The 14,533-nt window shown below is 71.5% G+C and carries 13 protein-coding genes; 8 read left to right on the top strand and 5 right to left on the bottom strand.

Going from position 1 to position 14,533, the window contains the following annotated elements:
- The first annotated feature begins 152 nt into the window (after window positions 1-152).
- The 6 genes from JFB92_RS10180 to JFB92_RS10155 all read left to right on the top strand — a co-directional run bounded on the left by JFB92_RS10180 (window position 153) and on the right by JFB92_RS10155 (window position 7,458).
- Entirely contained in the window at window positions 153-1,685 is a 1,533-nt protein-coding gene (locus JFB92_RS10180; RefSeq protein WP_199037716.1) for a Wzz/FepE/Etk N-terminal domain-containing protein, read from the top strand.
- A complete protein-coding gene (locus JFB92_RS10175) occupies window positions 1,682-3,037 on the top strand; it encodes a hypothetical protein (RefSeq protein WP_199037714.1) in 1,356 nt (451 codons plus the stop codon). The genes JFB92_RS10180 and JFB92_RS10175 overlap by 4 nt, the downstream gene beginning before the upstream one ends.
- Window positions 3,034-4,272 carry a hypothetical protein gene (locus JFB92_RS10170; protein ID WP_199037712.1) on the top strand — a complete coding sequence of 413 codons (1,239 nt, stop codon included), beginning with the start codon at window positions 3,034-3,036 and terminating at the stop codon, window positions 4,270-4,272. Before JFB92_RS10175 ends, JFB92_RS10170 begins: the two co-directional genes overlap by 4 nt.
- Before the next feature lie 97 nt (window positions 4,273-4,369).
- Complete coding sequence (locus JFB92_RS10165) at window positions 4,370-5,254, top strand: sulfotransferase family protein (RefSeq protein ID WP_199037710.1); 885 nt, start codon at window positions 4,370-4,372, stop codon at window positions 5,252-5,254.
- Entirely contained in the window at window positions 5,242-6,705 is a 1,464-nt protein-coding gene (locus JFB92_RS10160) for a lipopolysaccharide biosynthesis protein (RefSeq protein WP_199037708.1), read from the top strand. The genes JFB92_RS10165 and JFB92_RS10160 overlap by 13 nt, the downstream gene beginning before the upstream one ends.
- A gap of 21 nt (window positions 6,706-6,726) precedes the next feature.
- Entirely contained in the window at window positions 6,727-7,458 is a 732-nt protein-coding gene (locus JFB92_RS10155; RefSeq protein ID WP_199037706.1) for a class I SAM-dependent methyltransferase, read from the top strand.
- On the opposite strand, the gene JFB92_RS10150 is transcribed toward JFB92_RS10155, so the two are convergent.
- Window positions 7,437-8,255, bottom strand: a complete 819-nt coding sequence (locus JFB92_RS10150; protein ID WP_233162853.1) for a WecB/TagA/CpsF family glycosyltransferase — start codon at window positions 8,253-8,255, stop codon at window positions 7,437-7,439. The genes JFB92_RS10155 and JFB92_RS10150 overlap by 22 nt on opposite strands.
- A gap of 131 nt (window positions 8,256-8,386) precedes the next feature.
- Between JFB92_RS10150 and JFB92_RS10145 the strand changes: the two genes are divergently transcribed.
- Window positions 8,387-9,397 carry a sulfotransferase gene (locus tag JFB92_RS10145; protein ID WP_307789097.1) on the top strand — a complete coding sequence of 337 codons (1,011 nt, stop codon included), beginning with the start codon at window positions 8,387-8,389 and terminating at the stop codon, window positions 9,395-9,397.
- On the top strand, window positions 9,390-10,295 hold the full coding sequence (locus JFB92_RS10140; RefSeq protein ID WP_199037704.1) for a glycosyltransferase family 2 protein: 906 nt from the start codon (window positions 9,390-9,392) through the stop codon (window positions 10,293-10,295). Before JFB92_RS10145 ends, JFB92_RS10140 begins: the two co-directional genes overlap by 8 nt.
- 74 nt (window positions 10,296-10,369) lie before the next feature.
- On the opposite strand, the gene JFB92_RS10135 is transcribed toward JFB92_RS10140, so the two are convergent.
- The 4 genes from JFB92_RS10135 to JFB92_RS10120 form a co-directional block, all read right to left on the bottom strand.
- Window positions 10,370-10,780: a PIN domain-containing protein gene (locus tag JFB92_RS10135; RefSeq protein WP_307789096.1), complete on the bottom strand. Its 411-nt coding sequence runs from the start codon at window positions 10,778-10,780 to the stop codon at window positions 10,370-10,372.
- Window positions 10,704-11,090, bottom strand: coding sequence for a type II toxin-antitoxin system Phd/YefM family antitoxin (locus tag JFB92_RS26920; RefSeq protein ID WP_199037700.1), 387 nt, complete (start codon window positions 11,088-11,090; stop codon window positions 10,704-10,706). The genes JFB92_RS10135 and JFB92_RS26920 overlap by 77 nt, the downstream gene beginning before the upstream one ends.
- A gap of 78 nt (window positions 11,091-11,168) precedes the next feature.
- Entirely contained in the window at window positions 11,169-13,268 is a 2,100-nt protein-coding gene (locus JFB92_RS10125; protein ID WP_199037699.1) for an acyltransferase family protein, read from the bottom strand.
- Window positions 13,265-14,431, bottom strand: coding sequence for a hypothetical protein (locus tag JFB92_RS10120; protein WP_199037697.1), 1,167 nt, complete (start codon window positions 14,429-14,431; stop codon window positions 13,265-13,267). The genes JFB92_RS10125 and JFB92_RS10120 overlap by 4 nt, the downstream gene beginning before the upstream one ends.
- Window positions 14,432-14,533: the final 102 nt, after the last annotated feature.

The following is a 14,533-nucleotide window of genomic DNA, read 5'->3' as shown; positions in this document are numbered from 1 at the left end:
CGAATCACGACATTGTCCAACATATTGCTTTTTAATGTCTGGTTGGCTCGAAATCAACCCTCGTTTCAGCGAAGGACGGGTAGGGGCCGTCACCGGATCGTGCGGTGCCTCGTTATTCCAGCGAAAGCCCGTGGACGAGAAAGGCATTCACCTTGAGGACCCCTGCCGCCCGCACGCTCGCCGACTACGGCACCATCGCCCGCCGTTCCTGGTGGCTCATCGTCGGCACCGTGCTCGCCGCCGCGGCGGCCGGCCTCGGCTACACCGCCGTCACCGAGCAGGTCTACCAGTCCACGGCCTCCGTCCTGATCCTGCCGACGGCCGCCGACACGTCCGTGGTCGGGGCCCGCACCTCCGGGCAGGTCAACCTGGACACCGAGGCGCAGCTGGTGAAGTCCACAGAGGTCGCCGAGGTCGCCGCCGAGACGCTGGGGTCCGCCTCGGTCGCCGAACTGGAGGAGCAGGTGTCGGTCTCGGTCCCGCCCAACACCTCGGTGCTGGAGATCAGCTTCCGCGCCGACGGCCCCGAGGCCGCCAGGGAGGGGACGGTCGCCTTCTCCGAGGCGTACCTGGCCCACCGGCGGGACGCCGCCACCTCCTCGATCGAGAGCGCGATCTCGGCTCTGGAGCCGAGCCTGGACGACGGTGGCGAGGCCGCCCGGGAGGCCGAGGCCCGGATCGAGGAGCTGGAGGCCCAACGGGAGTCGGTCGTCCCCGGCCGCGTCATCAACGAGCCGACCGCTCCGGAGTCGCCGGTCTCCCCGAACCCGCTGTTCAATCTCGCCGCCGCGGTCGGGGCGGGGCTGCCGCTGGGCCTGGCCCTGGCTTGGGCGCGCCACCGGCTGGCCCGCCGCATCCACTACCCGGGCGACCTGGTCGAACGCTGCGAGCTCGATGTGCTCGGCTCGGTGCCGAAGGCGGTCAGGTTCCAGCGGCGCGAGGTCTTCGGCGCCTACAGCCCGGGCGGGCGGGTCTTCGCCCAGATGCGCAACGTGGTCTCCTCGCAGTTGACCGGCGGGCAGCGGGTGGTAGTCGTCGCCGGGGTCGCGCCCGGCCCGGCCGCCGGCGTCGTCGCCGCCAACCTGGCCACCGCCATGGCCCGCGCAGGGGACCGGATCACCGCCGTGGAGGCCAACCCGTCGACCACTGTGGGCCTGCCCGAGCTGCTCGGCACCGAGCCCGTCCCGGGCCTGTCCGACGTGTGGTCCGGCCGGGTCGACCTGGCCGAGGCGACGCAGGCGGCGCCGCGGCAGCCGAGCCTGTCGGTGGTCGGCCCGGGGGCCGCCGCCCGCGCGGCCGGTCCCACCAGTGAGGCCACTCTCGACACCTTCACCAAGCTCGCCGAGTCCTGCCGGTTCGTCGTAGTCGACGCCCCGCCGCTGTCGTGCTCGGCCGACGCCCAGCTCCTGGCCGGGCACGCCGACGCGGTCATCCTGGCCGTCCAGTCCGGTCGCGACACGGTCGCCGAGACCGCGGCGGCGGCCGAGGCGATCCGCCAGGTCGACGCCGCGCTGCTGGGCGCGGTGCTGCTGCCGAACGCGCTGGGCCCGATGAACAACGTGCCGATGCCGAGCGCGCGGCACGAGAGCGCCCGCCCGCCGATGCCGTCGATCCCGGCCGACGAGACGCCCACCGACTCCCTGGAGGCGATCCAGGAGCCCAAGCGGGCGGCCGAGACCCGATGACGCTCGCGAGCGCGGTCGGGACCGCCCGGTCCCCCCGCGACGGCCGTGCCGCCTCCAGGGAGGGCGCGGCCCTGACCTGGCTGCTGGCCGCCTATCCGCTGTGGTGGGCGCTCGGCATGGGGGTTCTGGTCATCCCGCTGGTGGCCGCGCTCGCGGCCGTCAGGCTGCTGCGCCGCAGGGCCGTCGCGGTGCCGCCGGCCTTCGGCTGGTGGCTGCTGTTCCTGATCGCGGTAGCCCTCAGCCTGGCCAACCTCGGGGTCGACCCGCCCGGGACCGTCCCCGGGTCGTGGGTCTCCAACCTGCCCGGCGCGACCTTCCGGCTCGGCTTCTACTGCTGCTGCACCCTGATCGCGCTGTGGGCCTTCAACCTCGTCGCCGAGGGCGTGTACCCGAGGCGGCGGCTGCTGCGGCTGCTGGCCTGGCTGTTCGTCGTCACCGTCGCCGGGGGCCTGCTGGGCACCTTCGCCGGGGCCTTCGAGTACACCTCGCCGGTCGAGGCGCTGCTGCCCGAGTCGGTCGCGAGCGACGGGTTCGTGCAGTCCCTGGTGCATCCGTCGGCGGCGCAGACGATGGACTTCCTCGGCTACGAGACGCCCCGGCCCTCGGCCCCGTGGGGCTACACCAACACCTGGGGCAACAACTTCGCCATCACCGTGGTGTGGCTGGTCGTGGCCGCCTTCTGCATGCCCGTGGCAACCCGCTGGCGCGTGGCGGCGACCGTGCTGCTGGCCGTCTCGATGGTTCCGGCGGTCTATTCGATGAACCGCGGCCTGTGGCTGGGCCTGGCCGCGATCGCGGTGTTCGCCGCGATCAGGCTGCTCATCTCGGGCCGTCCGGCCGGGATGATGGCCCTGGCCGGGGCCGGCTGCGCCGCGCTGCTGCTGATAGCGCTGACGCCGCTGGGCTCGATCGTGCAGGCGCGCATGTCGAACGGGCACTCCGACGACGGCCGCGCGTTCTCATCGGTACGGGCCACCGAGCTGACGGTCGAGCACTCGCCGGTCCTCGGCTTCGGGTCGACCCGCAAGACCCTCGGTTCGGGCGATTCGATCGCCATAGGCCCCTCGCCCGAATGCCCGCGCTGCGGAGGACGCACCCTCGGCGGCAACGGGCAGCTGTGGCAGGTCCTGTTCTCCCACGGCCTGGCCGGGATCGTCACCTATATCGGCTTCATGCTGGCGGCCCTGTGGCGCTTCCGATCCGACCACTCGCCGATCGGCATCGCCGGTTCGGCGGTGCTCGGGATGTCCCTGCTGTCGATGTTCTACTACAACGCCCTGGTCACCCCGCTGCTGCTCACGCTCCTCAGCTACGTCCTGCTGTCGACCAACGAACCTGTGGAGAAGCAATGAGCCGAGCCCTGCAAACCGCGGACGACCTGCGGCGGCGCGCGAACTATCTGGCCGAGGTGGTCGACCAGCTCTACCCGCGCGCCGACGCGGCCGCGACCCGCCGGGCGCCGGAGGGCGGCGACCCGCGCTCGTACATCGTGGTGCCCAACCGTCGCAAGCCTCGCGTGCTGATCCCCGCGGCCGACCGGAAGGTCGCCGCCGGGGCCCTGTCGCGCTACTCGCGCCCGGCCTCCCGGGGCGCACGGGCCAAGCGCGACGCGGCCGTGTGGGCCCTGCGGCTCGGCCTGGACCGCCTGCTGCTGCCCCACCGGCTCCAGGTCGCCGCGGCCGAGGGCGTCGACGACCACCTGGCGGCCGTCCTGGGCCACGAGGTCCACTTGAGCATCCACATCGGCCCGGCCCGGGCGAACCGGAAGCCGGTCCTCCAGGTCCTCGACGACCGGGCCCGGACGGTGGCCTTCGCCAAGCTCGGGGTCAACGAGCTCACCCGCGAACTGGTCGAGGCCGAGACCGAGGCGACCAGGTACCTCAGCCAGGACTGCTCGCTGCGATGCCTGCGGGTGCCGTCGCTGCTGCACGCCGGGAACTGGCGGGAGCACAACCTGATGGTGACCTCGGCGCTCCCGGCCTGGTCCGAGCCGGTCGCCGGGGGCGAGACCCGCCGCCTGGAGGCGATGCGCGAGCTGGCCGGCGTCGCCGGCGTGAAGCGCTCGCCGCTGGGCGACTCCGACTACTCCGCCCGGCTGCGCGAGCGCCTGGCGCGCCTGGCGGGGCGGGCCGATTCCGACGCGGCGACGCTCGCCTCGGCGGGGTCGGCGCTGCTGGACCGCTACGCGGCCACCGAGCTGTCCTTCGGGTCCTGGCACGGCGACTGGACGCCGTGGAACACCTGCGAGGCCGCCGAGGCGATCTACCTGTGGGACCTCGAACGGTTCGAGACCGGCGTCCCGATCGGGTTCGACGCGGTCCACTACCAGCTCCAGGACGACATCGTCACGCACCAGGTCGACCCGACCACCTCGGTGCTCCTGCTGGTCGCGGGCGCCTCGGCGTCCCTGGCGCCGATGAACGTGGCCCCGTCCGAGGCCGAGCCGACCGTGCTGCTGTACCTGGTCGACCTGGCCGCCCGCTACATGGGCGACCGGGCCGAGCAGGCCGGGGCCGCGCTCGGAGCGCTCGGCCGGTGGCTGCTGCCGACGCTGCTGCGGCATATCTCGCGGCAGCGAGAACTATGAGCACGGCTCGCGGAAGCGAGAGTCACGAGCACAGCTCCCGCCGGGGAGCAGTACGAGCACCCTCCCGAACCCGATCCGCCGACTGTAAGGAATCTCGTTGAGCCAGCGCACACTGCGGGAGCGAGTCCCGTCCCCGGTCAGGGCCGCCGTCGGCCGCTCCACCCGCACCTTCGGGCGCCTGACCGCCGCGTCCCGCATCCTGCCGGGACTGCTGATCTGCGGCGGCCAGCGCTGCGGCACCACCTCGCTGTACCGCGCCCTCGCCCAGCACCCGGCGATGCTCAAGCCGGTGTGCCACAAGGGTGTCCACTACTTCGACACCTCGTATGACCGGGGGCTGTCGTGGTACCGGGCGCACTTCCCGACCAAGGCCACCGCTCGCCGCGTGGCCGCCGGCACCGGGCTCGCCCCGATCGGCTTCGAGTCCAGCCCGTACTACCTCTACCACCCGCTCGCCGCGCAGCGATTCGCCCGCGACCTGCCCGGCGTCAAGGTGATCGTGCTGGTCCGCGACCCGGTCGAGCGGGCCTGGTCCCACCACGCGCACGAAGTGGCGCGCGGCTTCGAGACCGTCGCCGACTTCGCGGAGGCCGTCGCGGCCGAGCCCGAGCGGCTGCTCGGCGCCGAGCAGAAACTGCGCATCGACGAGCACCACTACAGCTTCGACCACCAGCACCACGCCTACGTCGCCCGCGGCCAGTACACCGACTACCTGGAGCCGCTGGCGGACGTGGTCGGACGCGACCGGGTCCTGGTGCTCGACTCCGGCGAGTTCTTCACCCGCCCCGAGGACGCCTTCGAGCGCGTCCTGCGGTTCCTGGGCCTGCCGTGGCTCGGCGAACCGGCCTTCGCCCGCCACAACGCCCGCGGCCGCCCCTCCCCCATGTCAGAGGAGCTGCGGCGCAAGCTCAGCGGCCACTTCGAGCCGTACGACGCCGCGCTCACCGAATGGCTCGGCGGGGCACCGAGTTGGCGACGCTAGCCGAGCGATCCGCGGCCGAGACCGACACCACCGGGATCCGCGGGACCGCGCGCGGCGGCCTGGTCAACCTGGTAGGCGCGGCCGTCGCCGGGGTCGGCGGCCTCGCGATCACCTGGCTGGTGGCCGTCGTGCTCTCGCCGGAGCAGGCCGGAGCGTTCTTCGCGGCCACGTCGGTGTTCCTGGTGGCCGCGGCCGTGGCGCGGCTGGGCACGCCCACCGGGCTGGTCTACTGGGTGGCCCGGCTGCGGCAGACCGGTCGGGAGGCCGCGATCGGGTCGGTGCTGCGCGGGGCCCTGATCCCGGCCGTCGTCGTCTCCGCGGCGGCCGCGGTGGCGCTGGCGGCGTCGGCTCCGCTGTTCGCCAGCGCGGACCTGGTGCGGCTGCTGGCGCTGTTCCTGCCCGCCTCGGTGGCGCTGGAGGCGCTCCTGGCGGCCACCCGCGGCTACCGGCTGATGGGCCCGAGCGTGATCATCGACAAGCTCGGCCGCACGCTGGCCCAGCTCGGCTCGCTCGCGGCGGTGGCCCTGACCGGCTCGGCCTCCGCCGCCGCGGTCACGGCCGCCTGGGCGCTGCCGTACCTGCCGGCGGCGGTCGCCGCCGGGTGGTTCCTCTACCGCCGGCGGTCGGCCGACCCTCCGCCGGATCCGGGCTTCCCCGACCGGGTCGGGGCGCGGGCGTTCTGGGGCTTCACGGCCCCGCGCGCGGTCGCCGGGGTGGCGCAGATCGGCCTCCAGCGGGTCGACATCGTGCTGGTCGCGGCGCTGGCCGGGCTCGGTCCCGCCGCGGTCTACACCGTCGCCACCCGGTTCGTCATCATCGGGCAGCTGGTCTCGGGCGCGGTCGGGCAGGCCGTGCAGCCGAGGGCGGCCGCGGCCATGGCCGCGGGCGAGCCGGTCTCGGCCGGGCGGCTCTACCAGGAGTCGACGGCGTGGATCGTGGCGCTGACCTGGCCGTTCTACCTGACCGTGGCATTGGCGGTGGACTGGTACCTGCGGCTGTTCGGCGGCGCCTACGACGGGGCCGGGGCCCGCGAGGTGGTGTGGATCCTGGTTCCGGCGATGATGGCCTCCGCGGCGTGCGGGGTGGTCGACTCGATGCTCGCTATGGCCGGGAAGACCTCCTGGCAGCTGATCGACGTGCTGATTTCACTGTCCGTCAATGTGGCGTTGAACCTGGCTTTGATTCCCTCCCTCGGCGTCGTCGGCGCGGCGATCGCGTGGTCGGCGGCGATCGTGGTGAATAATCTGATTCCACTCGCGCAGCTGTGGCGGACCTACGGTCTGCACCCGTTCGGCGGTTCGGCCCGGCGGGCCCTGGTCGCGTGCGGCATCGCCTTCGGCGCTCTGCCCGCGGCGGCCGGGCTGGTCGGCCCCCCGTGGACTCTGGCCGCGCTCGCCGCGGCGGGCGCCGCGTGGACGGCGGTGCTGCTGCGCTTTCGACGCAGGATCTAGATCTCCACTTGGAGGGGACGCGTGCCCAGCAACTACACAGAGGTGTTCCAGGACCCGGACGCGGTCGAGAAGTACGCCGAGCGCACCTACGCGCCGGGGACGTTCTCGTCGATCGTCAGTTCTCGCCAGACCAGCTGGCTGCGCGGCTTCGTGCCCTCGGCGTTCGCGCTGCCGCCGGTCCACCACGACTTCGCCTGCGGGACCGGGCGCGTGGCCCGGATGCTCGCGGGGCTGGTCGAGGTCTCGCACGGCTACGACACCTCCGAGGCGATGCTGGTCAAGGGCCGCGAACTGGGCACCCCGGGCGTGGCCCACCTGGTCGGCCCCGGCGGGGCCGTGCCGGAGATAGCCCCGGGCCGCCCGGCGCTGGTGACGGCCTTCCGGTTCGTGCTCAATGTGGACGACGAACTGCGCGGGCAGCTACTCGAATTCGCCGCGGCGGCGCTGCCCGACGCCGACGCGGGGATGCTGCTGATCGAGAACCACGGCAACGCCTCGTCGCTGCGCCGCATGCGCCGGACCTTCGGCCGCCTGGACGCCGACACGTGGTTCCAGGAACTCTCCCACGACCACATGCTCTCCCTGCTGGAGCGCCACGGCTTCGAACTGGTCGGCGTCCAGGGGTTCACCCTGTTCACCCAGGGCTGCTACCGGAGGCCGGTGTCCTGGCTCGCCAAGGGCGTCGACGCGGTGTTCGCCTCGTCGCTGTCCAAATGGGCCACTGACGTCGTCTACATCGCCCGGCGGCGCTGACCGGCGGCGTCGGCGAGCAGCCGCACCGCCACGGGCAGGTCGGTCAGCAGGTAGCGGCGGGCCAGTCTCCGCGGCTCGGAGGCGAGCCGGAACAGCCACTCGGTGCCGCTGCGCTGCATCCACTTCGGGGCGCGGCGGCGGTATCCGGCGATGAAGTCGATGCTCGCCCCGCACCCGAGGAACCAGGCCCCGGGCGCCACCGCCCGCAGGCGCGCGATCACGTGCTCCTGCTTGGGGAAGCCCAGCCCCACGTAGACCAGGTCGGGGTCGGCCGCGCCGAAGCGGTCGACCAGGGCCCGCCACTGCGACTCGTCCCGGTCGAAGCCCATCGGCGGGCACCAGGCGCCCACGGCCTTCAGGCCCGGATAGCGGGCCTCCAGGATCTCGGCGGCGTGCTCGGTCGGCCTGGCGGCCCCGTCGGGGGTGCCGCCGAGCAGGGCCACCTTCAGGCCGCGCTCGGCCGCGGCCTCCGAGAGGCTCCAGACCAGGTCCGATCCGGCCACCCGCTGCGGGAGCGGCGTCCCGGCCAGCTTCGAGGCCCACACCAGCGGCGCGCCGTCGGCCACGGCCAGTTCGGCGGCCTCCACCAGGGCGCGCGCCGCCCGGCTGCGGCGCGCGGCCGCGAGGATGTCGACGTTCGGGGTGACGATCTGGCCGCCGCGCCCCGACTCCAGGGCCGCCATGACCCGCTCGACCGCCTCCCTTTCTGAGACCGGATCGATACCGATGCCGCCGATGCGAATCCGGGAGGCGAGGCGATTCGGGCAATGATTCGGCGTCGAGCCGTAACGCTCCATGCCATCAGACGGTAAGGGCCGGGACGCGCTTTTCCGGGATTTTTCACCTCAGGGCGTGTCCTCGACCCCACCCACAGTCGTTAATCCCACCGGAAGCGACGAACGATCGAGTAGAACCGGGAGTGTCATCAGTGAGCGTCAAGATCGCCGACACGGCCGAGAAGTCCGAGAACCCCGTACGGGTGGTGTTCATCGGAGGCCTCGGCCGAAGCGGCACGACGCTCCTGGAGCGCCTGCTCGGCCAACTGCCCGGGGTCGTGCCGCTGGGCGAGATCACCCACCTGTGGGAACGGGACCTGGTCGGCGACGAGATGTGCGCCTGCGGGGCGACCTTCTCCTACTGCGAGTTCTGGCAGCGGATCGGCAAGGCCGCCTTCGGGTCCTGGGAGGATGTCGACGTCGAGCGGCTCGCCGCGCTCAAGGCCACCGTCGACCGCACCCGGCACATCCCGGCGCTGGCCTCCAAGAAGCTGGCGAGCGACCAGCACCAGCTGGTCACCGAGTACGCCTCCTACTTCGAGAAGATCTACCGCGCGGCCGCGGCCGACACCGGCGCGCGCGTGGTGGTCGACTCCTCCAAGCACGCCTCCCTGGCCTACTGCCTGCGCTGGGCGCCCGGCATCGATCTGCGGATCATGCACGTGGTGCGCGACTCGCGCGGCGTGGCCTACTCGTGGACCAAGCAGGTGCGGCGGCCCGAGTCGCCCACCGGCGACCAGATGACCCGCTACTCCCCCGCCAAGGCCGCGATGCTGTGGAACGCGCAGAACGCGGCGTTCAGCCTGCTGGCGCGCCGGGGCGTGCCGGTGCGGCGGGTGCGCTACGAGCGGATCATCCAGCGTCCCCGCCACGTCATCGCGTCCCTGGCCCGGTTCTGCGAGCTCGACCTGGTCGAGTCGGACCTGAACTTCATCGGCGAGGGCTGCGCCGACCTGGGCCCGAGCCACTCGGCGGCCGGCAACCCGATGCGGTTCACCGTGGGCCGCATCCCCATCCGCCACGACGAGGCCTGGGCCGACGAGCTGCCCGAGAGCACCCGCCGGATGGTCTCGACGCTGACCCGGCCGCTGCTGGGGCGCTACGGCTACCTGCGGGAGGACGAGGAAGCCGAACTCCCGCGGGAGGTGGCCGCCGGTGAGTGACTGGCCCTCGGTCGGGGTGGTGATCCCGACGCACAACCGCCCCCAGCAGGTGCGCGAGGCGCTCCGCTCGGTCCTGACCCAGTTCTACCCGGGCCGGATCGAAGCGGTGGTCGTTTTCGACCGCGCCAAGCCCGACGAGGAGCTCGTCTCAGAGGGAGACCGGCCGGTGCGGGTGGTCAAGAACGACCGCACCCCGGGCCTTTCCGGGGCCCGCAACACCGGCATCACCGCCCTGGAGACCGAGCTGATCGCCTTCCTCGACGATGACGACGAATGGCTCCCGGGCAAGCTGGCCGCGCAGGTGGCGGCCCTGGGCACCGAGGCCGAGATGTGCACGGCCGCGATCGAGGTCGACTACCGAGGGCGCCGCAATCCGCGCCTGGCCGGGCAGGCCACGGTCCGGCACGCCGACCTGCTGCGGTCGCGGATGATGATGCTGCACTCCTCGACGTTCCTGTTCCGCCGCTCGGCGCTCATGGGCGGGCTCGGACTGGTCGCCGAGGACGCGCCGGGCAGCCAGAACGAGGACTGGGACATGCTGCTGCGGGCCGCGAGACGCCGCCCGATCGCGCATGTGGACACCCCGTACGCGCTCATCAACTGGGCCGGCTCGCACTTCGAGACCCGCTGGGACACCAAGATCTCCTCGCTGCGCTGGATCCTGGACCGTCATCCGGAGATCCACGGCAGCCCGGAGGGAGCGGCCAGGGTCTACGGCCAGATCGCCTGCTGGCACGCGGCGATAGGCGACCGGCGGGAGGCATTGCGCTGGGCGATGCGGGCCACGAGGGCGAACCCGGGGGAACCGAGGGCGGCCGTGGCGGCAGCGGCGGCGGCCGGAATCGTGGGAGTCCCGACGGTGATGTCGGCCCTCCACAGGCGCGGACGAGGGCTGTAGGAGTCCGATCGACACTTGCCATAGAGCAAACGGCCTCGGTGCTCGATCGAGCACCGAGGCCGCAGCGCATCGCGCTAAAGGTTCATACCGGGGGACGCCACCGGAATACCGTGTTCCTGAGCGCCTTTGAACAGGCGCCGGTCGTAAGTGACGAACGCAGTCAAATATTCCGCGATGCTGAGCGCGGTCGCGAGATGCAGAGCATCATGCGAACGGATAGCCCGCGGAATAGTCGATCCGATCTCGATGATCTCCTCGGTTACCGCGAATTCAGCGTATCTGGAGCGCAACTCCGCGAGCAGATTCGGATACTGACCGTACTCGGCAGCGCCCCGGACTGTCTCCATGAAACCGACGGCACTGCATCCGAGCGGGTCGTTCGGGTGCTGCTTGATGAAATCTACCAACTCATCGACCGGGTCCCTCTGCACACTCAAGGCGATGAGAGCGCAAGCGTCGAGATAAATCACTTTCCTGCTTTCCACCTAGCAGTCGGTGCATCTCCTCTTCCCGTTCGGCGTCCTCTTCTCTCATATCGAGGATGGTCTGCATTGGGCTTCCCGGCCGATCTGTCTTGTACCTCGGGAAATCCTCGATGTCCTTTCCGGTGTACGGAGCCAGCCGAAGCTTGCCTTCCGCCACCAACTTCGCGTACTTTCCGAGGTTGCCGCTGGCAGGCACAACCACTGCCACCGGCTGGCCGTGCTTGGTCACCGTCACCGACTCACCTCGTTCCGCCAATGCGAAGAATGCGCTCGGATTCCGTGAGAATTCTCGAACTGTCACCTCACTCATCGTGTCCACCCCCAGGCCACAGTGATGTACGTACATGATCGTACCACGGATTGCGGGGCTCGGCCGCCTCCAACCGGCTCAGCCCAGGTCGGGCAGTTCGGTGGCCAGGATCGGGGCCAGGTACTCCGAGTAGGTCTGGTTGAAGTGGTGATTGTCGCGGAAGGTGAGCATGTTGCCCACGATCGGCGGGCAGAAGCTCTCGGTGCAGAACCACGGCCGGACGTCGACGGTGTGCACGCCCATACCCTCGGCCGTCTCCAGCACCCGCAGCTCCCGCTCGTGGTTGGTCAGTGCGTCCTCCGGCGCGGCGCCGCACACCGACGGGTCGTCGAGGTTCTGTGAGACGCAGTCGGGGATGTTCTCCTCGAACGTCGGCGGGTTGGACGGCAGCACGATCTCGGCCCCGGACTCCTGGAGTCGCTCGATGGTCCGGCCCCAGCCGTCGATCCAGACCTCGTCGGGGTCCTCGCCCTCGTCCGTGATCGGGTTGTTGCCCTCGCTGGAGCCGACGACGATCAGATCCGGCCGCTGCTCGACGATCCGGTCGAGGGCCGCCTCCCGCCACTCCTCGCATTCGGTGTAGCGACCGCCGACCACCTGGGCGTTCTTGGCGATCATCGGCGCCGGGCAGGCGCTCTTGGTGTAGATCGTCAGCTCCCAGCCGTTCTCTTCGGACAGCCGCTCCAGCGCGGGGAACCACGAGGCCGCGTGGGAGTCGCCGAACAGCGCCACCTCGATCTCGCTGCCCTCCTCGCCATAGGTGCAAGCGGTCACCTCGGTGTCACGGAAGTACGCGTTGCAGCCGTTGCCGTAGATCTCGGCGAGGTCGTCGGCCGCTTCCAGCGGCGGCGGAGTGACGTTCTCAGGGGTGCCCTCGTAGCCGACCGACTCGGCGATCAGCGCGCTGAGCTCCTCGACCGTGTCCACCTGGGACACGGTCACCGGCTCGCCGTCACCGGTCGCGTCAGGGGCCAGCACCGATCCGGCGGCGAATGCCAGCGCGGCGGTCGACCCGGTGAGCGCCATGCCCAGCCCGACGCCGCGCCACGGGAAGCGCTTGAAGAACTTCGCGAATCTGACCGGGTTCTCGATCACCTCGTGGGTGATCGCGGTCAATCCGAGCGCGGCGGCGGCCAGGACCAGGTTGAGCCGGACGGTCGCCTCCAGGCCCAGCGCGGCCGGGCCGATCATCAGGATCGGCCAGTGCCACAGGTACAGGCCGTAGGAGAGCCTGCCGAGCACCTGGAAGGCCGGGAGCGCGAGCAGGCCGCCCGCGCCGAGGCGCGGCGACGCGCAGCCGCCGGCTATGGCGGCGGCCGTTCCCAGGACCGGCACCGCGGCGGCGGTCCCGGGGAACACGGTGGACTCGTCGAAGGCGAGGGCCGACCATACGACCGCGGCCAACCCGCCCCACATGAGCGCCGCGGCCAGCAGGCGGGGCGCCCTGGCGAACGCGGACGCCGCGACCGCGACCAGTGCCCCGATCGCGAGTTCCCAACCGCGGGTATGCAGCCCGAAGTAGGACCAGACCGGGTCCTCGGGCGTCAGGACCGCGCTGGCGGCGAACGTCGATCCGGCGATCGCGATGAGCACGACGGTGAGCCCGTCGCGCACGAGTTCGGGCCGACGGCGCAGCAGCAGCGCCACCGCCAGGAGCAGCAGCGGCCAGACCAGGTAGAACTGCTCCTCGACGGCCAGGGACCAGAAGTGCTGAAACGGCGAGGGGTCCTGCTCGGCGTTGAGGTAGTCCGTTCCTTCGACGGCCAACCGGTAGTTCACCGCGTACAGCGAGCTGGCCAGCGCGTCGCCCGCGATCGATTCGAGCCGGGCGGGTGGCAGCCACAGCCACGCCGCCGCCAGCGTGGCCACCGTGACCGTGGCGGCCATGGGCAGCAGCCGGGTGGCGCGGCGGGCGTAGAAGCCCACCACGGAGATCCGACCGGTGCTGGACAGCTCGCGCAGCAGCAGCGAGGTGATCAGGAACCCGGAGATGACGAAGAAGACGTCGACGCCGACGAAGCCGCCGTCCAAGAACGGGAGGCCGGCGTGCCCGAGGACCACCAGGCCGACCGCGATCGCCCGCAGGCCCTCGATGTCGGGCCGGAACACCGGCTTGTCCTTCGGCGCCGCCGGCGCTTCGGTGCGGCGCGGCGCGGGCCGCTCCGCTAGCTGGGTCATGCCCTGCCTCGGCTGCCGAACAGGCGGTTCTTGGTGCGCTGGCCCACGATGCTCAGCAGCGACTCGCTCCGATCGGCCTCGGGCCGCTGTGTGCCCTGCTCCTTCATGGCCACGGTCATGCACCCGAGGACGGCCTGGACGGCGACCTCGGGGTCGACCAGCGGCCGCCCGGGCTCGGCCGGCTTGACGTCCTCGCCGCGCAGCAGGTCGAGGTCGCCGACGACTCGGACGCCGGAGGCGGCGATGGACTCGGCGATCTCGCCGCCGATCTCGGCGGCGCGCTCGAGCGCCCAGCTCGGGGTCGCGATCTTGGGCTCGTCGGGCCCCGGCGTCCGGGCCGTCTTGACGCGCGGCACGACGCCGTAGCGGACGTACTCGCGGAACAGCTGCTTGGACCAGCCGCGCCGCTCGAATTCGGCGGCCAAGAGGCGGACGGCCTCGGTCTCCCCGGAGGTCAGGGAGCGGTTGGTGGCGTTCTTCTTCTTTCGGAGGGTGTCCTCGGGCAGACCGAGGAGCGTCTCGAAGTCGCGCAGGAGCTGCTCGGGCCGGGAGTCGTCGACCACGAGCACGGTGACCCGCTCGGGGTCGGCCGCGGCGGCCCACCGCTCGGTGAACCGGTCGTGGCGGTGCCGCTTCCAGAACGACTTGGCCGACTTGGTGCCGCTGTGCTCGTCGAACAGATCGGTCAGCCACTCCTCATAGGGCGTGGACTTCCCGGACTGGACGTGCTGCTGCCACTGGGAGGGCATGATCTTGGCCAGCGGGCGCAAGGTGATCAGGATTCGCACGCTCGGTCCGCCCAGTTCGGCGACGACGCGCCGGGCGGCCGTGTCGTCGGCGTCGGCGAAGAACTCGCTGGAGAGCACTCCGATGCGCTCTCCGGTCTCGTCGAAGGCGGCGGCCAGTTCGCTCCAGGCGGAGTTGTTCGGTTCCATCGACCTGGTCCCGCTGCCCTGCCGCACGGCCATGACGGGATTGCGCTCGGAGCTCGGTAGCCAGACACCGTGCTCGGCCAGCCGCTCCCGGGCCGCGTGCAGCGCCCCCTGAACGGCCGTCGTGCCGGTCTTGTGCGGTCCGACGTGGATGATCCGGGATCCGATGGGGAATGACGTTTCGGGAGGGCCGGACGGTTGCTCGGTGGGAGATTGATGCGTGTCACGCATCGCCCGAGGTTAGCAGAGAAACACGAGGTGAACTGGGAAGCAGGGCCGACATGAGACCGGCCCTCGAACCCGTGCGGGTCCGAGGGCCGGATCGTTCGACCG

Origin of the sequence: Glycomyces salinus (assembly GCF_016428645.1) — a bacterium.
In the GTDB taxonomy this organism is placed as follows: Bacteria; Actinomycetota; Actinomycetes; order Mycobacteriales; family Micromonosporaceae; genus Glycomyces; species Glycomyces salinus.
The sequence above is the reverse complement of the archived record's forward strand: the minus strand, read 5'-3'. Positions and strand labels throughout refer to the sequence as shown.

Excerpts from the sequence above, each read along its gene's own strand:
- JFB92_RS10175 (WP_199037714.1), top strand. The coding sequence starts at position 1,682 with ATGACGCTCGCGAGCGCGGTCGGGACCGCCCGGTCCCCCCGCGACGGC.
- JFB92_RS10170 (WP_199037712.1), top strand. The coding sequence starts at position 3,034 with ATGAGCCGAGCCCTGCAAACCGCGGACGACCTGCGGCGGCGCGCGAAC.
- JFB92_RS10150 (WP_233162853.1), bottom strand. The coding sequence starts at position 8,255 with ATGGAGCGTTACGGCTCGACGCCGAATCATTGCCCGAATCGCCTCGCC.
- JFB92_RS26920 (WP_199037700.1), bottom strand. The coding sequence starts at position 11,090 with ATGAGTGAGGTGACAGTTCGAGAATTCTCACGGAATCCGAGCGCATTC.
- JFB92_RS10125 (WP_199037699.1), bottom strand. The coding sequence starts at position 13,268 with ATGACCCAGCTAGCGGAGCGGCCCGCGCCGCGCCGCACCGAAGCGCCG.
- JFB92_RS10120 (WP_199037697.1), bottom strand. The coding sequence starts at position 14,431 with ATGCGTGACACGCATCAATCTCCCACCGAGCAACCGTCCGGCCCTCCC.